The organism is Streptomyces sp. NPDC041713 (genome assembly GCF_055591085.1).
Genome location: NZ_JBVIZY010000005.1, coordinates 202,399 through 224,078, shown reverse-complemented (window position 1 = coordinate 224,078; position 21,680 = coordinate 202,399). Strand labels below are relative to the sequence as shown.

Sequence of the window (21,680 nt, the reverse complement as noted above, 5' to 3'; positions counted from 1 at the left end):
CACATACGCACCGGATATGGTGGCCGCATGACTGAGTCTCAACCCCCCCACCCCCGGATCACCAAGGCGGTCATCCCCGCGGCGGGCCTGGGCACACGCTTCCTGCCCGCCACCAAGGCGACCCCCAAGGAGATGCTGCCGGTCGTCGACAAGCCGGCGATCCAGTACGTGGTCGAGGAGGCCGTGTCCGCGGGCCTCGATGACGTCCTCATGATCACGGGTCGCAACAAGCGCCCCCTGGAGGACCACTTCGACCGCAACTACGAGCTGGAGTCGGCCCTCCTGAAGAAGGGCGACGAGGCCCGCCTCGCCAAGGTCCAGGAGTCCAGCGACCTCGCGACGATGCACTACGTGCGCCAGGGCGACCCCAGGGGACTCGGTCATGCCGTCCTGTGCGCCGCACCGCACGTCGGGCACGAGCCGTTCGCCGTCCTCCTCGGCGACGACCTCATCGACCCCCGCGACCCCCTCCTCGCCCGCATGGTCGAGGTCCAGGAGCGGCACGGCGGCAGCGTCATCGCGCTGATGGAGGTGGAACCCGAGCAGATCCACCTGTACGGCTGCGCGGCGGTCGACGCCACCGAGGACGGCGACGTCGTCAAGGTCACCGACCTGGTCGAGAAGCCCGACGCCGCCGACGCCCCGTCGAACTACGCGATCATCGGCAGGTACGTCCTCGACCCCCACATCTTCGACATACTGCGCAAGACCGAGCCGGGCCGCGGCGGCGAGATCCAGCTCACCGACGCCCTCCAGCAGCTCGCGGCCGACGAGAAGGTCGGCGGCCCGGTGCACGGCGTGGTCTTCAAGGGCCGCCGCTATGACACCGGCGACCGCGGCGACTATCTGCGTGCCATTGTCAGACTCGCGTGCGAACGTGAAGATCTGGGCCCGGACTTCAAGGCCTGGCTTCGCCGTTACGTCACCGAGGAGATGTAGCACTTTGAGCAGCAGCACGACGACACCGACCACCGACCGGCAGCCGTTCTGGTCGGTGGAAGAGCATCTGGACGACATCCTCGAGACCGTCCGCCCGCTCGAACCCATCGAGCTCCAACTCCTCGACGCCCAGGGCTGCGTCCTGGTCGAGGACGTCACGGTGCCCGTCTCGCTGCCGCCCTTCGACAACAGCTCCATGGACGGGTACGCGGTCCGGGTCGCCGATGTGGCGGGCGCCAGCGAGGAGTTCCCCGCCGTCCTCACCGTCATCGGCGACGTGGCCGCGGGCGCGGGCCGGCAGCCCACCGTCGGCGCGGGCCAGGCCGCCCGCATCATGACCGGCGCCCCGCTGCCCCCCGGCGCCGAGGCCGTCGTCCCCGTGGAGTGGACCGACGGGGGCCTCGGCGAAGGCCCCGTCTCCGGCATGCGCGCGCACAGCGCCGCGCCCGAGGGAGCGTCCGGCGAGGTCGCCGTGCACCGCCCCGCCGAGGCCCGCGCGCACGTCCGCGCGCGCGGCAGCGACGTGCAGAGCGGCGACCGCGCCCTGACCGCGGGCACCGTCCTGGGACCCCCGCAGATCGCCCTGCTCGCCGCCATCGGCCGCGCCACCGTGAAGGTCCGCCCCCGCCCGCGCGTGGTCGTCATGTCCACCGGCAGCGAACTGATCCAGCCCGGCGAGCAGTTGGCCGAGGGCCAGATCTACGACTCCAACAGCTTCGCCCTGACCGCCGCCGCCCGCGACGCCGGGGCCATCGCCTACCGCGTGGGAGCCGTCGCCGACGACGCCGAGACGCTGCGCTCCACCATCGAGGACCAGCTGATCCGCGCCGACCTCATCGTCACCACCGGAGGCGTCAGCGTCGGCGCGTACGACGTCGTCAAGGAGGCCCTGAGCTCCATCGGCGACCCGGACGCCGAGGGCGGCATCGGGGCGGGCAGCGGCGTGGAGTTCCGCAAGCTCGCCATGCAGCCGGGCAAGCCGCAGGGCTTCGGCGCCATCGGCCCCGACCACACCCCGCTGCTCGCGCTGCCGGGCAACCCCGTCTCCTCGTACGTCTCCTTCGAGCTCTTCGTGCGCCCCGCGATCCGCACCCTGATGGGCCTGCCCGAGGTCCAGCGGCCCGCCACCCGCGCGGAGCTGCTGGTGGACAAGGCGCTGAGCTCGCCCGCCGGCCGCCGTCAGTTCCTGCGGGGGCGGTACGACGCGCAGGCGCGGCGGGTGACGCCGGTCGGGGGCACCGGCTCGCATCTGATCGCCGCCCTCGCGCACGCCGACGCGCTGATCGTCGTCCCCGAGGACACCACGTCGGTGGAGCCCGGCGCGGATGTCGAGGTGGTCCTGCTCGGCTGAACAGGCCGGCCGCGGGGTACCGTGTCGCGCACAACAGGCCCGCGCGCCGCACCGCGCGGGGCCCGGACCGGGAGCGCCCAGCACATGACCGCGATTTCCCGGGGGGACACCCCCGGAGCCCCTGAGCAGCAGCGACTGACCCACATCGACGAGGCGGGCGCGGCCCGCATGGTCGACGTGTCCGCCAAGGACGTGACCGCCCGGACGGCCCGCGCCAGCGGCCGCGTACGGGTCTCGCCGCGCGTGATCGAACTGCTGCGCGGCGAGGGCGTGCCCAAGGGCGACGCCCTGGCCACCGCGCGGATCGCCGGGATCATGGGCGCCAAACGCACCCCCGACCTCATCCCGCTCTGCCACCCGCTGGCCGTCTCCGGAGTGAAGCTCGACCTCTCCGTGGCGGACGACGCCGTCGAGATCCTCGCCACGGTGAAGACCACCGACCGCACGGGCGTCGAGATGGAGGCCCTCACCGCGGTGAGCGTCGCGGCCCTCACCGTCGTCGACATGGTCAAGGCCGTCGACAAGGGCGCCGTCATCACCGACGTACGCGTCGAGGAGAAGACCGGCGGCAAGTCGGGACACTGGACGCGCGAAGGGGAGCAGGCATGAGCCAGGACCGCGCCACCACGGCCGCCGGCGCCGGGCCCGCGCCCTACCGCGCCCTCGTCGTGACCGCCTCCAATCGCGCCGCCGCGGGCGTCTACGCCGACAAGGGCGGCCCGATCCTCGCCGAGGGCCTGACCGCCCTCGGCTTCGCCGTCGAGGGGCCGCAGGTCGTCCCGGACGGCGACCCCGTCGAGGCGGCGCTGCGCGCGGGCGTCGCCGCCGGCTACGACGTCATCCTGACCACCGGCGGCACCGGCATCTCGCCCACCGACCGCACCCCCGACGTCACCCGCCGCGTCATCGACCACGAGGTGCCGGGCATCGGCGAGGCGATCCGCGCGTACGGCAGGGACAAGGTGCCCACGGCCGTCCTCTCGCGCGGGCTCGCCGGGGTCGCGGGCGGCACGCTCATCGTGAACCTGCCGGGTTCCACCGGTGGCGTACGGGACGGTCTCGCCGTCCTGGAGCCGCTGCTGCGGCACGCCGTCGACCAGCTGCGCGGCGGCGACCACCCCAGCCCTCCGCCGGGGGGTGCGAGCTGAACAGCCCTTCCTGGCCCGTGGAGCTGACGGACGGTGACGTCGTCCTGCGTCCCATAAAGATGCGCGACCAGCGGGCCTGGCGCGAGGTCAACCGGCGCAACCGCGACTGGCTGCGCCCCTGGGAGGCCACGATCCCGCCGCCCACGCCGAGCGGCCCCATCGTGCACCGCCCCACGTACCGTCAGATGGTCCGCCATCTGCGGGCGGAGGCGGGCGCGGGCCGGATGCTGCCGTTCGTCATCGAGTACCAGGGGCGGCTCGTCGGGCAGTTGACGGTCGCCGGGATCACCTGGGGCTCGATGTGCTCGGGCCACGTGGGGTACTGGGTCGACGAGTCCGTCGCGGGCCGCGGGGTCATGCCGACCGCCGTCGCCCTCGCCGTCGACCACTGCTTCCGCTCGGTCGGGCTGCACCGTATCGAGGTCTGCATTCGCCCCGAGAACGCGCCGAGCCGACGGGTCGTGGAGAAACTCGGATTCCGCGAGGAAGGGCTCCGGCCCCGCTATCTCCACATCGACGGCGCCTGGCGCGATCATCTCGTCTTCGCGCTGACGACCGAAGAGGTACCGGAAGGGTTGTTGCGCCGCTGGCACCAGGCGCGACCTCGGAACACGGCCTAGAACCCCTCCCGGCCGCCATAAATGAAATGTGTGTTCGAAATTGGTCGGCGATCGACCGCCTGAGGCGCGTATGAGTCTTGTCTCAGGCATTAATTTCACACCGACGGCGGCCTGTTGATCGCATCAGTCGCAAAAAAAGTTCGAGATATCAGCCGGATCGTGCGACACACCGGCTCAATTGGCAGATGGCCTCACGGAAACCCCTCTACCGTGTGAGCGTGAGCAGCAGCGGCCTCATCTACGCAGTCATCGTCGGGGCCTGGGCCGCCTACTTGGTGCCGATGTGGCTCCGTAGGCAGGACGAGCTGAACGAAGCCCGTCCGACGGAACGCTTCAGCACCGCCATCCGGCTGCTGTCCGGACGGGCGGGCATGGAGCGCCGATACGCCAAGGACCTGCAAGCGCGCTCTCCCGAGGACGGGGAGTCGCGCGACGACCCGGACGGCGTCACCGGCTCGGTGGACGTCCGGTCCTTCGTCGCGCCCGCGACCGGGACGGAGCTCCGGGCGGACCGGGCGCCCGAACGTGAGCACGAACCCGAACGCGAGCGCGAACCCGCCCCGGCCGCCCGGGCCAGGGTGTCGGCCGCGTCCTTGGCCAAGTCCCAGGCCAAGTCCTCGGCTAAGGCTTCGGTCCAGGCCTCGACCACGGGGCCGGCCACCGGTTCGTCCAAGGCTGCGGGCCGGGCGGCGACGCCCGCCCAGCGTGCCGCGTCGGCCGAGGCCGCCGCGCGCGCCCGGCGCTCCAAGGTCCTCGCGCGGCGCCGCCGGACGACGGTCCTCCTCTTCCTCGCCTTCACGGTCGGCGCGATCGTCGCCGGGGTCGGCGGGCTCGCCTTCCTGTGGGCGCCCGCCGCGCCCGCGGTGCTGTTGAGCGCGTACATCGTCTATCTGCGCGGGCAGGAGCGGCGCCGCTTCACGTACACGATGGACCGGCGCAGGGCCGAGGTCGCCGCGCAGCGGCTGCGCGAGCGGCAGCCCCGGCGCAGGCCCGCGGGTGCGGAGCAGACGGCGGACGAGACGGCGGACGAGGGCCCCGCGCCCGAGACGGAGACCGGTCTGTCCGCGCTCGCCGCCGACCGCCGCGCCCTCGTCGAGCAGACCGACCACGCCGAGTGGGTCGACCAGCAGCGCGAGCGGCAGCGCGGCCCCGGACGCGGCGACAGCTGGGACCCGGTCCCGGTGCCGCTGCCGACGTACGTGACCGCGCCGGTCGCCCCGCGCGCCACCGGCAGCGTCGACCTGAGCTCGCCCGACACCTGGAGCGCGGCGCGCTCCAGTACCGCGGAGGGCTCCGCCGAGCGCGCGGCCGAGCGTGAGCTGCCGGCCGAGCCGGCGGGCGACATCGACGGCGCGGAGGGCGCGGACGCCGGCGGCGGCCGCAGCGACCGGCGCCGGGCCGCGTCCGCGCGACGGGCCCGCGAGCGCGGCCGCACGCCGCTCTTCGACCAGTACGAGGACGGCGAACGGCCGCGCGCGGCCAACGAGTGAGGCGCCGTGCGGTCCCCCCGGCTGATCCCCCCATGCTGACCAGCCAGGACCGGATTTCCGAGCACCCCGATCGGGATGCTAGAGTTTCACTCGTTGCAAGGGCCTGTGGCGCAGTCTGGTAGCGCACCTCGTTCGCATCGAGGGGGTCTGGGGTTCAAATCCCCACAGGTCCACTGCACATGAGATCCCGTCCAGTTCATCGAACTGGGCGGGATCTTTGCGTTGCGCCCCTCCCGCGCCGTCGCGGCCCCCCTTCGGTCGCCCCCGGGTGTGGATTGCCGCGCTACGGATACATTTGACCCATGTTGTCCCCTTTGAGGGGTGCCGCCATGTGTGGCACCGCACTTGCCGCCCTGCTGGTGGCCGGGTGCGCCGAGCCCCGGGGGCTGCGGGTGGAGGGACCGGCGCTGCTGCCCTCGCGGGTGGCCGGGCCCGTCTATCTCGCCGACGCGATGGCGCAGCCGCTGCAGCAGCCCGCGTCCGTGGCGCTCACCGAGTACGTGGCGCTCACCGAGTTGAGCTGGCGGGACTGGGGCGGGCCGACCGCGCACGCCACCGGGAAGCTGAGCGGCGCCTGGTGTCTGCCCGGGTGCGCGAAGAAGCCGTACGACGCGACGCTGACGCTCAGCAGTCTCGAACGGCAGGAGCACGTGGCGTACTACCGGCGGGCCGCCGTCGAACCGAAGGAACCCGAGGAGCTGCCGGCCGCCGCGGTGAACGTGCAGTTCCAGGGGATCCGCCTGTCCGTCCCGGACGTGTGAGCGGGGGGATCGGCATGGGTCTGCGCACCAAGATCGGTATCGCCATCGCGGGCACCGCGGCGCTGGTGTCCGTCGTGATGGGACTCCTCGTCCACCACCGCACCGTCGAGGCGCAGTACGCGGGTGCGCGCACCCAGATCGGCGACCGGCTGCAGACCGCCGTGCAGGACCACGCCGCTGGGATCGACGGGGACCGCACCCTGGTCGACCCGCCCGATCTGCCGGGGCCGCTCGCGGGCGCCGTGGCGAACGGGAACTGGGGCGTCTACCTGGACCGGTCGGGGCGGGTGCCGCAGCTCTGGGCGGCCAGCAAGTACGGCAAGGAGGTCGTCGCGCTGAAGCGCCCCTACGACAGGGAAGCGGAGACGGTGCGGGACGTGGACCGGGTGCTGTGGATCTCCGGCGGGTTCGGGACGGCGCTGGCCTGTGTGGCGGGGCTGGTCGTCGCGACCCGGCTGGGGCGGCGGCTGCGGGCGAAGGCGGGGGCCGCGACGCGCATAGCGGAGGGCGATCTGACGGCGCGGCTGCCGTTGCGCGGCAAGGACGAGATCACCCGGCTCGCGGCCGCGGTGAACACCATGGCCGACGCGCTCGCTGCGCGGCTTCAGGCCGAGCGCGAGGTGACGGCGAACATCGCGCACGAGCTGCGCACGCCGGTGGCCGGCATGGTCACGGCGGCCGGGCTGCTGCCGCCGGGGCGCCCCTCGGAGCTGGTGCGGGAGTCCGCGCAGCGGCTGCGGGAGCTGGTCGACGACGTCATCGAGGTGGCCCGGCTCGACGGGGCGGGGGAGCAGGTCGCGGCCGAGCGCCGTGAACTGGGGGCGCTGGTGCGGCGGTCGGCGGCGTCCGGTGCGGCCGGGGCGTCCGGTGCGGCCGGTGCCTCCGGGGTGACGGTCGATGTCGTGCGGGACGTGGAGGTGGTCACGGACCCGCGCCGCGTGGAGCGGGTGATCGCCAACCTCGTCAGCAACGCGCTGCGGCACGGGGCGGCGCCGGTGGTCGTCGAGGTCGACGGCGGTGTGGTGCGGGTGCGGGACTCCGGGGGCGGCTTTCCGGAGTCCCTGCTCTCCGGTGGGCCGCAGCGGTTCCGGAGCGGGTGCGGGGAGAAGGGGGTCGGCCTCGGGCTCGGCCTGACGATCGCGCAGGGCCAGGCGCAGGTCCTGGGGGCGGGCCTGCGCTTCAGCAATCCGCCGGGCGGCGGCGCCCTGGCGGAGTTCGACCTGCGCTCGGCGGTACGGGGCGGGTAGGCGCGGGGCGCGGGCGAGTAAAGGGCCGACGGGGCGCCGGTCGGAGGTCAGAGCTGCTTCGCGTAGCAGCGGCTCAGGTCGTCGAAGCGGTAGTGGCCGAACTTCGCCGGGGCGGGGGTGTAGCCGCTGGAGGTGTAGAGGGCTATCGCCTCGGGCTGCTTGGTGCCCGTCTCCAGGACCATGCGGACGCGGCCCGCCGCTCTCGCGTCCGCCTCCAGCTCCGCGAGGATCCGCCGGGCGAGGCCGAGACCGCGCGCCTCGGGGGTGACGTACATCCGCTTCAGCTCGGCGTCGCCGTCCCGGTAGCCCTCGCCGTCCTCGTCCATGCTGCGCCAGCCGCCCGTCGCCAGGGCGGTGCCGTGCTCGTCGTACGCGATGAGGTAGCGGCCGCGCGGCGGTTCGAACATGGTCGGGTCCAGGGGTGTGACATCGCCCTCGTCGCCGTACCGCTCGGCGTATTCGAGCTGGACACGGTCGTTGAGCCGGACCGCGTCGGGGTGCGCGAAGGTGATGGTGCGCAGCTCGACGGGGGTGGTGGCCTCACGGGCTTGGATAGTCATGCGCTCCATCGTACTTCTATGCGATACGGGTGGGGGCTCGGTCATCCAGTGTGCCGGTATCGTGCCCGGATGCTCACTGTGACCTCCGTGAATGTGAACGGCCTGCGCGCCGCCGCCAAGAAGGGCTTCGTGGAGTGGCTCGCCGACACCTCCGCCGACGTGCTCTGTCTGCAGGAGGTGCGCGCCGATGCGCACCAGCTGCCGGACGAGGTGCGCGCGCCCGAGGGCTGGCACGTGCTGCACGCGCCCGCCGCCGCCAAGGGCCGGGCCGGCGTCTCGCTGTACACGCGGCGTGAGCCGGACCGGGTGCAGGTCGGCTTCGGGTCGCAGGAGTTCGACGGCAGCGGCCGGTACATCGAGGCCGATCTGCCGGGCGTCACCGTGGCCAGCCTGTATCTGCCTTCCGGTGAGGTCGGCACCGAGCGGCAGGACGAGAAGGTCCGGTTCATGGCCGAGTTCCTCGTGTACCTCAAGGAGCTCAAGGCGCGGGCCGCCGCCGAGGGGCGGCACGTCGTCGTCTGCGGCGACTGGAACATCGCCCACCAGGAGGCCGACCTCAAGAACTGGAAGGGCAACAAGAAGAACTCCGGCTTCCTGCCCGAGGAGCGCGCCTGGCTGGACGAGGTCTTCGCGGAGTACGAGGACGTCGTGCGACAGCAGCACCCGGGCGTCGAGGGCCCCTACTCGTGGTGGTCCTACCGCGGGCGCGCCTTCGACAACGACACGGGCTGGCGCATCGACTACCAGGTCGCGACGGCGGGGCTCGCCGAGCGCGCGGTGAAGGCGTACGTGGAGCGGGCCGCGAGCCATGGCGAGCGGTGGAGCGACCATGCGCCCGTGACGGTGGTCTACGACCTCTGACGGCCCCTGTCGTGCGCGGCGTCCGTGGCGGATGCGGCGCACGGTCATAAAGTCCGGCAGAGGGCTGTCCCGGGCCCCGAAGGCATGGCAGATTGCGGTCGCGTCATGTCCAACTCCCTAGGGTTCGGGGGGACTTCATGTCTGCCATGCCGTCGAGGCGCGCGATGCTGCTCGGTGCCGCGGGTGCGGGGATCGCGACGGCGCTGCCCGTCGCCGGGGCGTACGGGGCGTACGGGGCGTACGGAGCGGATCGCGGGGGCGCGGGTGGCGGCGGCCTGGGTGGTGGCGCGGGCGGCGGTGGCGGTGGCGGTGGTGTCCCCTGGGGTACGCCGCCCGTTCTGCTGACCGAGCAGGCGAGCCGGCGGCTCCTCCTGCTCGATCCGCGGCGCCGCGTCTGGGACCCGGCGGCCGACCCGTCCGCGGTGCGGTGGCAGTTCTCGCCGCTCGGCGACCCGCGCTACCGGGACCTGCTCCCGGAGGAGAGCTGGCGCTACCCGTGCGAGGCGAGGGTGCGGCTGCGCCGCAAGCGCCCGTACGTGCTGACCACGGCGTCCTTCGGGTTCGTGGCCGTCGTCGAGTACCCGACGGGCCGGCGGTACTGGGGCACGGCGATCGGGCCGGGGGACGATCTGTTCAATCCGCACACCGCCGAGCTGCTGCCCGACGGCGATGTGGCCGTCGCGTGCAGCACGGGCGCGCGGGTCCGGCTGTACGCGGCGTCGCGGGGCCCGCGGTCCGCGCGGTACACGGAGGCGGAGCTCAAGGGCGCGCACGGGCTGCACTGGGACGACGGGCGCGGGGTGCTGTGGGCCCTCGGCGACGACGAGTTGGTGTCGTACGAGGTGGGCGGCGCGGCCGGGCGGCCCGAGCTGGTCCGGCGCTCCGTGGTGGGGCTGCCGGTCGGTACGCCGGGGAAGACGCCGGGCGGGCACGACCTCTTCCCGGTGGCGGGGCGGCCGGGGCGGCTGTGGGTGACGACGAGCGCCGCGGTGTTCCAGTACGACATGCGCGACGGGACCTTCCGGCAGGACTTCGCCGGGCACGAGACCATCTCGCGGAAGTCGGTGAAGACGGTCGGCGACGACCCGCGCACCGGGCAGGTCCTGACCACCGTGCCGGAGAGCGGTCTGGAGGAGACCTGGTGGACCACGACGGTGAGCGTCCACCGCCCCGAGAGCTCGTACAAGTACGTCAACGGCGGTATCTACAAGGCCCGTTGGTGGCTGCCGCGCTGATCCGTCCGCAAGCCCCTCCGTAAGCCCTTGCGCGGCTCACGCCTTCTTGACGCGGCGGTCCAGCGCCATCGACAGCTCCGCCTCCACCACGGCCTTGGCGACCGGGCGGAGCTCCTCGATGTCCAGCTCGGCCGTCGCGGGGACGTGTTCGCGCAGCACGGTGGTGAACAACTCCGCGAGCGCGTCGGCGTGTTCGCGGACCCGCTGGCCGGCCTCCAGGACCGCGGCGAGCGGAACTCCCTTGCGCACCAACGTGGATGAGGCGTCCAGGAGGCGGCGGCTGATGTGCACCAGCTCGTCGCCGTCGGTGCCGAGGTAGCCCAGGTCGAGGGCGGCGACGAGGTTCTCCGGGGTGACCTCGCCCGCGAAGTGGTCGGCGAGCTCCTCCGGGGTGAGGCGGACGGGCTGTTCCTCGGTCGGCTCGCCGAGGCCGAGGAGTTCGCCGACGTCGCGGCCCTTGTCGAAGGCGTCGGCGAGTTCGGCGATGCCGTTCAGGGTGTGGCCGCGCTCCAGGAGGGCGGCGATGGTGCGCAGTCGGGCCAGGTGGTGCTCGTCGTACCAGGCGATGCGGCCCTCGCGGCGCGGCGGCGGGATCAGTCCGCGCTCGCGGTAGAAGCGCACGGTGCGCACGGTGATGCCGGCCTCCTTGGCCAGCTCCGCCATGCGGTACTCGCGTACGTCGCCTGCGCCTTCCGGTTGCTCTGCCACGGGGGAAGCCTATGTCGTACCGCCGGTAAGTTTCGCCGGCCGACCCCTACCCATCAGTACGCGGGTGTTCTACGCTCCCCATTGCGCCAGTGGTTACTGGCAGAGTCGTGTACTTCGGGAGGCGGCGGCATGGCCGAGCGCGAGCGGAGCCCTGAGCAGGGGCGCGAGCACGAGCACGTACGAGTGGCGGTGATCGGATCCGGCTTCGGCGGCCTCGGGGCCGCCGTGCGGCTGCGCCGCGAGGGCGTCACCGACTTCGTCGTCCTGGAGCGGGCCGGCGCGGTGGGCGGCACCTGGCGGGACAACAGCTACCCCGGCTGCGCCTGCGACGTCCCCTCCCATCTGTACTCCTTCTCCTTCGCGCCCAACCCGGACTGGCCGCGCACCTTCTCCGGCCAGGAGCGCATCCGCGAGTACCTGGAGCACGTCGCCGACACCTTCCGGCTGCGCCCGCACCTGCGCCTCGACACCGAGGTGAAGCTGATGCGCTGGGACGCCGAACGGCTGCACTGGGAGATCGAGACCAGCCGGGGCATCCTCACCGCCGACGTCGTCGTCTCCGCCACCGGGCCGCTCTCCGACCCCAAGACCCCGGACATCCCCGGCATCGACACCTTCCCCGGCAAGGTCTTCCACTCCGCCCGCTGGGACCACGACTACGACCTGCGCGGCAAGCGCGTCGCGATGATCGGCACCGGCGCGTCGGCGATCCAGATCGTCCCCGAGATACAGAAGAAGGTCGACCGGCTCACCCTCTTCCAGCGCACGCCCCCGTGGGTGATGCCGCGCGCCGACCGCGCCATCACCGGCGCCGAGCGCTGGCTGCACCGGCAGCTGCCGTTCACCACCCAGGCCCGGCGCGGCCTCCTGTGGGGCATCCGGGAGCTGCAGGTCCAGGCGTTCACCAAGCGGCCCAACGAGCTCGGCTTGGTCGAGAGGATCGCCAAGCGGAACATGTACCGGGCGATCAAGGACCCGGCGCTGCGGGAGAAGCTGACGCCCACGTACCGCATCGGCTGCAAGCGCATCCTGCTCTCCAACACCTACTATCCGGCGCTCGCCAAGCCCAACGTCGACGTCGTCGCGAGCGGTCTGACCGAGGTGCGGGGCAGCACCGTGGTCGCCGCCGACGGCACCGAGACCGAGGTCGACGCGATCATCTTCGGCACCGGGTTCCACGTGACGGACATGCCGATCGCCGACCGGGTCGTCGGCGACGAGGGGCTCTCCCTCATGGAGACCTGGAAGGACGGCATGAACGCGCTGCGCGGCGCGACCGCGGCCGGCTTCCCCAACTGGATGACGATCATCGGCCCGAACACCGGGCTCGGCAACTCCTCGATGATCCTGATGATCGAGTCCCAGCTGAACTACATGGCCGACTATCTGCGGCAGTTGGACGTGCTCGGGGGGCGCGCCGCGCTCGCCGCCCGCCCCGCCGCCGTCACCGCCTGGAACGCCCGCGTCCAGGAGCGGATGAAGCGGACCGTGTGGAACACCGGCGGCTGCAACAGCTGGTACCTCGACGAGAACGGGGTCAACACGACGGTGTGGCCCGGCACGACCACCGAGTTCCGGGCGGCCACCCGCCGCGTCGACCTCTCCGAGTACGAGGTGCTGCGGCCCCCGAAGCCGTTGGAGGCCGTAGCCGGCTCCGGCGCGCAGAAGAAGTCCGGTACGGAGAAGGTCGAGGCCGGGGCATGAGCCGCCTGACCCACGCGATGAGCGGCCCCTACGCGCCGCCCGTCGCCGTACGCGAACTGACCGCCGTCTCCGCCGACGGCTCCCGCGTCCACGTCGAGGTGCACGGCCCCGAGGGCGCGCCCGCGGTGCTGCTCATCCACGGCTGGACCTGCTCGACCGCCTTCTGGGCGGCGCAGATCCGCGCGCTCGCGCTCGACCACCGCGTCATCGCGTACGACCAGCGCGGGCACGGGCGCAGCGCCGCCCCGTCGGGGGCCGACGGGTACAGCACCGACGCGCTCGCCGACGACCTGGAGGCGGTGCTCGCGGCGACGCTCGCGCCGGGCGAGAAGGTGGTGCTCGTCGGCCACTCGATGGGCGGCATGACGATCATGGCGGCCAGTGGGCGGGAGGCGGTGCGGGAGCGCACCGCGGCCGTACTGCTGTGCAGCACGGGCAGTTCGGCGCTGGTCGCCGAGGCGACGGTGGTGCCACTGCTGCGCGCCGGGCGGGTGCGGACCCGGATCACCCGGTCGGTGCTCGGCTCGCGCGCGCCGCTCGGGCCCGTCACGCCGGTGGCCCGGCGGATCCTCAAGTACGCGACGATGGGCCCCGGCGCGGCGCCGGAGAAGGTCGACGCGTGCGCGCGGATCGTGCACGCCTGCCCCCGGATCGTGCGGCACGGCTGGTCGGGCGTGCTCGAAGCGCTCCAACTGGACGTCGCGGTGGGGGAGTTGCAGGCGCCCACCGCCGTCATCGCCGGCACGGCCGACCGGCTCACCCCCGTCGTCCACGCGCGCCGGATCGCCGCCGCGCTGCCGCACTGCGTGGGCCTCACCGAGCTGGCCGGCGTCGGCCACATGACGCCCGTCGAGGCGCCGGACGCCGTCACCGCACGGATCACCGAACTCGTCGCAACGTACGTACAGGTCAAGGAGGGCGCATGAGCAGGGTCAGCCTGGAGGGACAGGTCGCGGTCGTCACCGGAGCGGCGCGCGGCGTCGGTGAACTCCTCGCGCGCAAGCTGTCGGCGCGCGGCGCGAAGGTCGCCCTCGTCGGCCTGGAGCCGGACGAGCTGAAGCAGGTGTCGGAGCGGCTGCACACCGAGTCCGGCCACTGGTACGCGGACGTCACCGACCACGCGGCGATGGCGCGGGTGGCCGGCGAGGTCAAGGAGCGGTTCGGCAAGGTCGACATCGTCGTCGCCAACGCGGGCGTGGCCGGCGGCGGGCCGTTCCTGGAGTCCGACCCCGACGCGTGGCGCCGCGTCATCGAGGTCAACCTCATCGGCAGCGCGGTGACGGGACGGGCGTTCCTGCCCGTCCTGATGGAGAGCCGCGGCTACCTCCTGCAGATCGCCTCGCTCGCCGCGATCACGCCGGCGCCGATGATGACGGCGTACTGCGCGTCGAAGTCGGGCGTGGAGGCGTACGCGCACGCGCTGCGGGCCGAGGTCGGCTACAAGGGCGTCAAGGTCGGCGTCGGCTATCTGTCCTGGACCGACACGGACATGGTGCGGGGTGCGGACCAGGACGAGGTGATGCGGGAGCTGCGCCAGCGGCTGCCGTGGCCGTCCAACAAGACTTACCCGCTCGGCCCGGCGGTGGACAGGATCGTCGCAGGCATCGAACGCCGCTCCAGCCATGTGTACGCGCAGTGGTGGCTGCGGGGCATGCAGGGCGTCCGCGGCTACCTGCCGGGAATCATCGGCACGGTGGGCCGCAGGGAGATGCAGCGCTTCGAACCGAGGCTGGCGGGGGTCTCGACGGGGCTCGTGGGGGCGGGGGGTTCGGCGGACGAGAGGGCGCGCGAGGCGAATGCAGGGCGGGTGGGCGGGTAAAACGCCGCGAAGCGGCGACGCGTGGCTGTGACGGCGCAGGGGGCGTAGACGCGGAGGGGCCCGCCCCGGTGCGGGCGGCCCGGACGGGATGGATGGGCGGGTGGGCGGGTAAAACGCCGCGAAGCGGCGACGCGTGGCCGTGACGGCGCAGGTGGAGCAGACGCGGAGGGCCCCGCCCCGGTGCGGGCCGACGGGACGGGATGGATGGGCGGGTGGGCGGGTAAAACGCCGCGAAGCGGCGACGCGTGAACGCAACGGCGCAGGAGGCGCAGACGCGGCGAAGGGGCCGCCCCCTCACCGAGGCGGCAACGGAGGCCGCCGCCGATCCGGCACGTCGGAGCGATCCGGCGGCGTCGCCGCGGGCCGCTGCTCCAGCAGATCGAGCGCCAACCGCACCGCGTCGTCGAGCTGCGCGTGCCGCCCCTCCGCCCAGTCCAGCGGCGTCCGCAGGATGTCCAGGTCCGGGGAGACGCCGTGGTTCTCCACGCCCCACCCGTACGCGTCGAACCACCCCGCGTTCATCGGCACCGTGATCACCGTGCCGTCGCCGAGCCGGTGCCGCCCGGTCATGCCGACCACCCCGCCCCAGGTGCGCTGGCCGACGACCGGGCCGAGTCCGAGCAGCTTGAACGCGGCGGTGATCATGTCGCCGTCCGAGGACGTCGCCTCGTCGGCGAGGGCGACCACGGGGCCGCGCGGCGCGTTCGAGGCGTACGACACCGGTACGGCGTTGCGCGTGAGGTCCCAGCCGAGGATCTTGCGGGTCAGCTTCTCGATGACGAGCTCGCTGATGTGGCCGCCCGCGTTGCCCCGCACGTCCACGATGAGCGCCGGCCGGTCCACCTCCATGCGCAGGTCCCGGTTGAACTGGGCCCACCCCGAGCCGCCCATGTCGGGGATGTGCAGGTAGCCGCACTTGCCGCCGCTCAACTCCCGTACGACGTCCCGGCGTTTGGCCACCCAGTCCTGATAGCGCAGCGGCCGCTCGTTGATGAGGGGCACGATCGCGACCCGGCGGGGCCTGCCGTCGCCCTCCGCGGGCCGGAAGGTGAGCTCGACCGTGGTGCCGCCCGCCGCCGAGAGCAGCGGGTAGGGGCCGGTCACCGGGTCGACCGGGCGGCCGTCGATGTGGGTGAGGACCGCGCCCTCCCGGATGCCCGCGCCGGCCAACGGCGAGCGCGCCTTGGAGTCGGAGGAGTCGCCGGGCAGGATCCGTTTGACCATCCACCCCTCGTCCCGGTGCACGAGGTTGGCGCCGAGCAGCCCCATGGCCCGCTGGTAGTGCGGCGGCCCCTCGTTGCGGCGGGCGGCCGTGACGTACGCGTGGGAGGTGCCCAGCTCGCCGAGGACCTCCCGCAGCAGATCCGCGAACTCGTCCGGGGACGCGACCCGTTCGACCAGGGGCCGGTACTGCGCGAGCACCGCGTCCCAGTCGATGCCGCACATCCCCGGGTCCCAGAAGTAGGCGCGGATGATGCGGCCCGCCTCCTCGTACGCCTGGCGCCACTCGGCGGCCGGGTCGACCTCGTGCAGGATGCGGCGCAGGTCGATCCAGACGGTCGTGTCGCCGTCGCCGACCTCGGTGGAGGGCACGGCGCTCAGGTCGCCCTCGTCGACGACGACGAGCCGTGAGCCGTCGCCGCTGAGCGCGAACCAGTCGAGGTGGTCGACGAGTTGGGACTTCTTCGTCTTGGTGATGCTGAAGTGTTCGAGGGTGGGCCGGCCCGAGGTGTCGGCCGGGTTGGCGAAGGTCTCGCCGAGCGCTCCGGAGATCGGCCAGCGCAGCCAGACCAGGCCGCCGCCGCTGACGGGGTGCAGCGCCGAGTACTTCGACGCGGCGACCGGGAACGGCGTGACCCGCGACTCCAGCCCCTCCACCTCCACCGTCGTGGTGCCGTACCCCGCGCCGCCGTCGGCCGGGTCGAGACCGCCCGCGGCCGGGCGCCCGTCGGGCAGCAGCGCGAAGGGCGACGGGGTCGCCGACGACAGCGGTACGAGGTAGGGGCGGCAGCCGAGCGGGAAGGACAGGTCGCCGGTGTGTACGTCGTAGACGGGGTCGAAGCCGCGCCAGGAGAGGAAGGCGAGATAGCGGCCGTCACGCGTGAAGACGGGGTTCTCGTCCTCGAAGCGGCCGTTGGTGACGTCGACGACCACGCGGGAGCCGGGCCCCTCGATGCGGGCCAGCTTGATCTGGCGCAGGGAGCGGCCGACGCCCGGGTGCGACCAGGTCAGCCAGGTGCCGTCCGGGGAGAAGGCGAGGTCGCGCACGGGCCCGTTGAGGGACCGGATCAGCTCGGTGACCTCGCCCTCGGCGCCCCCCGCCCCGTCCGCCCCGCCCGCCCTGTCCACATCCTCAGTCCCGTCCGCCCCGTCGGACACCGTGATGAGGAGCAGCCGGCCGTCGTCCGACGCGACGGCGAGCCGCCGGCCGTCGGGGTCGGCGACGAGTTCCTGCACCCGGCCGAGCCGGCCGCTCGCGAGCCTGCGCGGCCTGCGGTCGCCGCTGACCCGGGGCAGCCAGGAGACCTCGACGGCGTCCTCGCCCTCGGCGTCGGTCACGTACGCGACCTGCCCGCTGGTGCCGAGCATCTCCGGGAGGCGGACCCGTACGCCCGGGGTGTCGATGATCGTGCGGGCCGGGCCGTCCCGGTGGGTGAGCCAGTAGAGGGAGCCGCGCACGACGACGGCGCTCGCCCGGCCCGTGGTGTCCACGGAGATCGAGTCGACGTGCTGGGCGGCCGGCACCTGGTAGACCCGCCGCCCGGCCCGCGGCCCGCCGAGCCGCACGTCGAGCCGGCGCGGCACGGAGTCCGCGGCGAGGCCGTCGACCAGCCAGATGTCGCCCGCGCACTGGTAGACGACGCGGGTGCCGTCGGACGCCGCGTGGCGGGCGTAGAAGGTGTCGTGGTCGGTGTGGCGGCGCAGGTCGGTGCCGTCGGGCAGACACGAGTAGAGGTTGCCGACGCCCTCGTGGTCGGAGAGGAAGGCGATCCGCCCGGACACGAACATCGGGGAGTCCAGATGGCCGTCCAGGTCGCCGAGGATCTGCCGCCCGTGCATCCACAGCCGGCCCGTCGCGCCGCCCCGGTACCGCTTCCAGGCGGCGGGCTCGTGCGGCGGTTTGCCGGTCAGGAGCAGCGTCTTGCGTTCGCATCGGTCCTCGGCGTCGGCGTCTGCGTCGGCGGCGCCATCGGTGAGGGAGTCGGTGACCGCGATGTCCCAGACCGGACCCCAGGGCAGCTTGCCGCCGGGGGAGCCGTCGACGGGCACGCTGTAGGCCCAGCAGAAGTACGAGAAGGGCTGACCGTGCGAGGAGACGGCGAGGATGTCGCCGTCGGGGGTCCAGCCGCAGACCCGGGTGTCGGTGCTGCCCCAGTAGGTGAGACGGCGGGCGGGGCCGCCGTCGACCGGCGCGAGATGGATCTCCGGGTCGAGGCTGCGCCAGGTCGTGTACGCGATGTGGCGGCCGTCCGGCGAGAAGCGGGGGTGGCTCACCTTCGTACGGTCGACGGTGAGCCGCCAGGCCCGGCCGGCCGGGGATCCCTCCGGGGTGAGCGGCGCCACCCACAGGTCGTCCTCGGCGGCGAAGCAGAGGCGGTCGCCGCTGAGGTGCGGGAAACGCAGGTAGGAGCGGTCGTCCTGGGCATGGTCCGGGGCATCGTCGCGCGCGTCGGTCACCTCACCATGCTTTTCCGCTCCGCAGGCGGCGGCAACTCGTGCCGAGGGTGAAAACGGCATGCGCCGGGAGGAACGGGAGCGTGACGCAGCACACGTACGAAACGGTTTCGTTTCGCTCGGGGGCGGGCGTACAGTCGTGGTGTACGAAACCGTTTCGTTCCGAGGCGGTACCGGCGCAGTGGCGAGCAGGAGGTGGGGACCGTGACCGGCACGACCGCGGCGCGGCGCACCAGGATCACCCCCGAGCGCGAGGCCGAGCTGTACGGCGCCGTGCTCGACCTGCTCCGTGAGGTCGGCTACGAGGCCCTCACCATGGACGCCGTCGCCGCCCGCACCCGCTCCAGCAAGGCCACCCTCTACCGCCAGTGGGGGAGCAAGCCGGAGCTGATCGCCAAGGCGCTGCGGCACAACAAGCCGGCGTCCCTCGCGGACATCGACACCGGCACGCTGCGCGGCGACCTGAACGAGATGGTGGCCCGCTCGGACGACTGCCAGATGGAGAAAGACGCCGCACTGATGCGGGGTCTGTTCCATGCCGTCCACGACCACCCCGAACTCCACCAGGCGCTGCGGAACCTGCTCATCGAGCCGGAGCTCACCGGCCTCAACGACCTGTTGCGCAGAGCGGTGGAGCGCGGTGAGGTCGCCGCGGACAATCCGGCGCTCGAATTCGTCGTCCACATGATGGTCGGCGGCTTCGCGGCCCGGGACCTCATCGAGGACCGCCCGGTCGACCGCGCCTTCCTCGCCGCGTACATCGACGCCGTGATCCTCCCCGCCCTCGGCGTCTGACCGACCCGCCCCTGTTCCCGACCCGCCCTTGTTCCTGACGCGACCGCTCACGTCGTCGGGCTGATCTCCCCTGCCCAATCCGGACACCACGACCTGACCGGGAGTACGCCCCCGTGGCCACTTTCCTCTACAAACTCGGCAAACTCGCCTTCCGGCGACGCCACTTCGTCGCCCTGATATGGGTGGCGCTCCTGACGCTCGCCGGGGTCGGCGCCGCGTCCGCGCCCACCGCCGCCTCCAGCTCCTTCTCGATACCCGGCACGGAGGCCCAGAAGGCCTTCGACCTCCTGGAGAAGCGCGCCCCCGAGGCCAGCGCCGACGGGGCGAGCGCCCGCGTCGTCTTCAAGGCGCCGGACGGCCAGAAGGTCACCGACAAGGCCAACAAGGCCGAGATCGACAAGACCGTCGCCGCCCTGAAGTCCGGCTCGGACCAGGTGGCCCGCGCGGACAACCCGTTCGAGGCCAAGACGGTCAGCAAGGACGGCTCGACGGCGTACGCCTCCGTCTCGTACAAGGTCACCTCGATGGAGCTGACCGACGACGACCGCGACGCGCTGGAGAAGACCACCGACGACGCGCGCGAGTCCGGGCTCACGGTCGAGGTCGGCGGCGACGCGCTGCAGGCCATGCCGGAGACCGGGGCCACCGAGATCATCGGCATCGCCATCGCGGCGGTCGTCCTCGTCATCACCTTCGGCTCGCTGATCGCGGCCGGTCTGCCGCTGCTCACGGCGCTGATCGGGGTCGGCATCGGCGTCTCGTCGATCACCGCCCTCGCCAACGCGCTCGACCTCGGCACCACCACCTCGACGCTCGCCATGATGATCGGCCTCGCGGTCGGCATCGACTACGCGCTCTTCATCGTCTCGCGCTACCGCGGCGAACTCGCCGACGGCCGCGACCGCGAGGAGGCGGCGGGCCGCGCGGTCGGCACCGCGGGCTCCGCGGTCGTCTTCGCCGGGCTCACCGTGGTCATCGCGCTGGTCGGCCTCGCCGTGGTGAACATCCCGATGCTCACCAAGATGGGCTTCGCCGCGGCCGGCACGGTCGTCATCGCCGTCCTCATCGCGCTCACCCTCATCCCGGCGCTGCTCGGGTACGCGGGCAAGCGGGTCATGCCGATGGGCGAGAAGAGCCGGCTCTTCGGTGGCGGCAAGAAGAAGGCCGCCTCCGCCGACCGGGATGCCGAGCCGAAGCAGAACATGGGCACCCGCTGGGCCCGCTTCGTGGTCCGCCGCCCGGTCGCCGTGCTGCTCGTCGGCATCGTGGGCCTCGGCGCCGCGGCGCTGCCGGTCTCGCAGCTGGAGCTCGGCCTGCCGGACGACGGCGCGCAGCCGACGTCCACGACCCAGCGCAAGGCGTACGACCTGGTCTCCGAGGGCTTCGGCCCCGGCTTCAACGGTCCGCTGATGGTGGTCAACGACCTCAAGGGTGTGGCCGACCCGAAGGCCGCGGCTAGCGAGGTCAAGAAGAGGATCTCCAAGCTGGACGACGTCCTGGCCGTCGCCGAGCCGAAGTTCAACAAGACCGACGACACCGCGATCATCAGCGTCGTGCCGTCCTCCAAGCCCAGCGGCATCGAGACCGAGGACCTGGTCCACTCGATCCGCGACACCGGCGCGAAGATCAAGTCCGACACCGGCGCCGAGATCATGGTCACCGGCACCACGGCCATGAACATCGACGTCTCGCAGAAGCTCAACGACGCCCTGCTGCCCTATCTGGCACTGGTCGTGGGCCTGGCGTTCCTGCTCCTGATCGTCGTCTTCCGCTCGATCCTGGTCCCGCTCAAGGCGGCCCTCGGCTTCCTGCTCTCGGTCCTCGCGGCCCTCGGCGCGGTCGTCGCGGTCTTCCAGTGGGGCTGGCTCGGGTCGCTCTTCGGCGTCGAGCAGACCGGCCCGATCATGTCGATGATGCCGATCTTCATGGTGGGTGTCGTCTTCGGCCTCGCGATGGACTACGAGGTGTTCCTCGTGACCCGCATGCGGGAGGCGTACGTCCACGGCGAGCGGCCCGGACAGGCGATCGTGACCGGCTTCCGGCACGGGGCCCGGGTGGTCTCGGCGGCGGCGGTCATCATGATCGCGGTGTTCGCGGGCTTCATCGGCTCGTCCGAGCAGATGGTCAAGATGATCGGCTTCGGCCTCGCCATCGCGGTCTTCTTCGACGCGTTCATCGTCCGCATGGCGCTGGTCCCCGCGGTCCTCGCGCTGCTCGGCAAGAAGGCGTGGTGGCTGCCGAAGTGGCTGGACCGCGCGTTGCCGAACGTGGACGTCGAGGGCGAGGGCCTGCGCACTGATGCGGAGAAGGACGCGAGGTCCGCAGAGACCGAGCGCGAGCCGGCACGCGTCTGACCGGAGCGGTTCGCCCTAGTGGGTGACCTAGCGGGTGACCTAGTGGGTGACCGGGGTGGCGGCCACGTGGGTGCGGCGCAGGAAGCGGATCAGCGCCGACGCGTCGAACTGGACGACCGTCACCCCGTCCGGGGCGTGGAACTCCACGACCGTCTGGACCCGGCCGCACGGCCAGACGTGGACGCCGTCGGCGGTGACCGGGGCCCGCAGCCCCTGCTCCAGGAGGGCCCGGTCGCAGACCCGCTGCGGCGCACCGGGGAGGCCGATCCGCACCGCGTGCGGGTCGGCCTCCGGGTCGTAGTGCAGCATGACGGGGACGGCGCGGTGGCCCTCGGAGGAGTCCGTGACGAGGTGGGCGCGTGCGTACTGCTCGACTGCGGACATCACTGAACTCCTCGTACCCACCGGTCCGA

19 protein-coding genes and 1 tRNA gene are annotated in these 21,680 nt (G+C 72.7%); 16 read left to right on the top strand and 4 right to left on the bottom strand.

Annotated features, from left to right (window positions below):
- Positions 1–27 precede the first annotated feature (27 nt).
- The 9 genes from galU to ACZ6CV_RS17415 all read left to right on the top strand — a co-directional run bounded on the left by galU (position 28) and on the right by ACZ6CV_RS17415 (position 7,556).
- Positions 28–939 (top strand): UTP--glucose-1-phosphate uridylyltransferase GalU, encoded by a 912-nt coding sequence (gene galU, locus ACZ6CV_RS17455; protein WP_469251642.1) that lies wholly within the window; start codon positions 28–30, stop codon positions 937–939.
- A 4-nt stretch (positions 940–943) separates the two neighbouring features.
- Complete coding sequence (gene glp, locus ACZ6CV_RS17450; protein WP_469251641.1) at positions 944–2,290, top strand: molybdotransferase-like divisome protein Glp; 1,347 nt, start codon at positions 944–946, stop codon at positions 2,288–2,290.
- A gap of 84 nt (positions 2,291–2,374) precedes the next feature.
- The gene (gene moaC, locus ACZ6CV_RS17445) at positions 2,375–2,899 is read left to right on the top strand and encodes a cyclic pyranopterin monophosphate synthase MoaC (protein ID WP_355807502.1); all 525 of its coding nucleotides are present in this window, start codon (positions 2,375–2,377) and stop codon (positions 2,897–2,899) included.
- Positions 2,896–3,438: a MogA/MoaB family molybdenum cofactor biosynthesis protein gene (locus tag ACZ6CV_RS17440; RefSeq protein WP_469251640.1), complete on the top strand. Its 543-nt coding sequence runs from the start codon at positions 2,896–2,898 to the stop codon at positions 3,436–3,438. Before moaC ends, ACZ6CV_RS17440 begins: the two co-directional genes overlap by 4 nt.
- A 59-nt stretch (positions 3,439–3,497) precedes the next feature.
- Positions 3,498–4,058, top strand: coding sequence for a GNAT family N-acetyltransferase (locus ACZ6CV_RS17435; RefSeq protein WP_469252009.1), 561 nt, complete (start codon positions 3,498–3,500; stop codon positions 4,056–4,058).
- Positions 4,059–4,276: 218 nt separating this feature from the next.
- Positions 4,277–5,548, top strand: coding sequence for a hypothetical protein (locus ACZ6CV_RS17430; protein WP_469251639.1), 1,272 nt, complete (start codon positions 4,277–4,279; stop codon positions 5,546–5,548).
- Between the two features lie 99 nt (positions 5,549–5,647).
- Positions 5,648–5,721, top strand: a tRNA-Ala gene (locus ACZ6CV_RS17425).
- A 156-nt stretch (positions 5,722–5,877) separates the two neighbouring features.
- Complete coding sequence (locus ACZ6CV_RS17420) at positions 5,878–6,309, top strand: hypothetical protein (RefSeq protein WP_469251638.1); 432 nt, start codon at positions 5,878–5,880, stop codon at positions 6,307–6,309.
- 14 nt (positions 6,310–6,323) lie between these two features.
- Positions 6,324–7,556 carry an ATP-binding protein gene (locus tag ACZ6CV_RS17415; protein WP_469251637.1) on the top strand — a complete coding sequence of 411 codons (1,233 nt, stop codon included), beginning with the start codon at positions 6,324–6,326 and terminating at the stop codon, positions 7,554–7,556.
- A gap of 47 nt (positions 7,557–7,603) precedes the next feature.
- Here ACZ6CV_RS17415 and ACZ6CV_RS17410 read toward each other — a convergent pair whose 3' ends face one another.
- Positions 7,604–8,116: a GNAT family N-acetyltransferase gene (locus tag ACZ6CV_RS17410; protein ID WP_469251636.1), complete on the bottom strand. Its 513-nt coding sequence runs from the start codon at positions 8,114–8,116 to the stop codon at positions 7,604–7,606.
- Positions 8,117–8,185: 69 nt separating this feature from the next.
- Here ACZ6CV_RS17410 and ACZ6CV_RS17405 point away from each other — a divergent pair, with 69 nt between their 5' ends.
- Together ACZ6CV_RS17405 and ACZ6CV_RS17400 are read left to right on the top strand one after the other, a co-directional pair.
- The gene (locus ACZ6CV_RS17405) at positions 8,186–8,977 is read left to right on the top strand and encodes an exodeoxyribonuclease III (protein WP_469251635.1); all 792 of its coding nucleotides are present in this window, start codon (positions 8,186–8,188) and stop codon (positions 8,975–8,977) included.
- A 146-nt stretch (positions 8,978–9,123) separates the two neighbouring features.
- A complete protein-coding gene (locus ACZ6CV_RS17400; RefSeq protein WP_469251634.1) occupies positions 9,124–10,212 on the top strand; it encodes a DUF6528 family protein in 1,089 nt (362 codons plus the stop codon).
- 36 nt (positions 10,213–10,248) lie between these two features.
- Here the strand turns inward: ACZ6CV_RS17400 and ACZ6CV_RS17395 are convergent, their stop codons facing one another.
- Positions 10,249–10,875: a MerR family transcriptional regulator gene (locus ACZ6CV_RS17395; protein ID WP_362372931.1), complete on the bottom strand. Its 627-nt coding sequence runs from the start codon at positions 10,873–10,875 to the stop codon at positions 10,249–10,251.
- 174 nt (positions 10,876–11,049) lie between these two features.
- Between ACZ6CV_RS17395 and ACZ6CV_RS17390 the strand changes: the two genes are divergently transcribed.
- The 3 genes from ACZ6CV_RS17390 to ACZ6CV_RS17380 are packed head-to-tail and all read left to right on the top strand — an operon-like array spanning position 11,050 to position 14,443.
- The gene (locus ACZ6CV_RS17390; protein WP_469251633.1) at positions 11,050–12,624 is read left to right on the top strand and encodes a flavin-containing monooxygenase; all 1,575 of its coding nucleotides are present in this window, start codon (positions 11,050–11,052) and stop codon (positions 12,622–12,624) included.
- Entirely contained in the window at positions 12,621–13,550 is a 930-nt protein-coding gene (locus ACZ6CV_RS17385; RefSeq protein ID WP_469251632.1) for an alpha/beta fold hydrolase, read from the top strand. Before ACZ6CV_RS17390 ends, ACZ6CV_RS17385 begins: the two co-directional genes overlap by 4 nt.
- Positions 13,547–14,443: an SDR family oxidoreductase gene (locus tag ACZ6CV_RS17380; protein WP_469251631.1), complete on the top strand. Its 897-nt coding sequence runs from the start codon at positions 13,547–13,549 to the stop codon at positions 14,441–14,443. Before ACZ6CV_RS17385 ends, ACZ6CV_RS17380 begins: the two co-directional genes overlap by 4 nt.
- Before the next feature lie 294 nt (positions 14,444–14,737).
- On the opposite strand, the gene ACZ6CV_RS17375 is transcribed toward ACZ6CV_RS17380, so the two are convergent.
- The gene (locus tag ACZ6CV_RS17375) at positions 14,738–18,181 is read right to left on the bottom strand and encodes a S41 family peptidase (RefSeq protein ID WP_469251630.1); all 3,444 of its coding nucleotides are present in this window, start codon (positions 18,179–18,181) and stop codon (positions 14,738–14,740) included.
- Between the two features lie 141 nt (positions 18,182–18,322).
- On the opposite strand from ACZ6CV_RS17375, the gene ACZ6CV_RS17370 reads away from it, so the two are divergent.
- Both ACZ6CV_RS17370 and ACZ6CV_RS17365 read left to right on the top strand, forming a co-directional pair.
- Positions 18,323–18,913 carry a TetR/AcrR family transcriptional regulator gene (locus ACZ6CV_RS17370; protein WP_469251629.1) on the top strand — a complete coding sequence of 197 codons (591 nt, stop codon included), beginning with the start codon at positions 18,323–18,325 and terminating at the stop codon, positions 18,911–18,913.
- Between the two features lie 113 nt (positions 18,914–19,026).
- The gene (locus ACZ6CV_RS17365) at positions 19,027–21,267 is read left to right on the top strand and encodes an MMPL family transporter (protein WP_469251628.1); all 2,241 of its coding nucleotides are present in this window, start codon (positions 19,027–19,029) and stop codon (positions 21,265–21,267) included.
- 39 nt (positions 21,268–21,306) lie between these two features.
- On the opposite strand, the gene ACZ6CV_RS17360 is transcribed toward ACZ6CV_RS17365, so the two are convergent.
- Complete coding sequence (locus tag ACZ6CV_RS17360; RefSeq protein ID WP_355807476.1) at positions 21,307–21,651, bottom strand: SsgA family sporulation/cell division regulator; 345 nt, start codon at positions 21,649–21,651, stop codon at positions 21,307–21,309.
- Between the last annotated feature and the right edge of the window lie 29 nt (positions 21,652–21,680).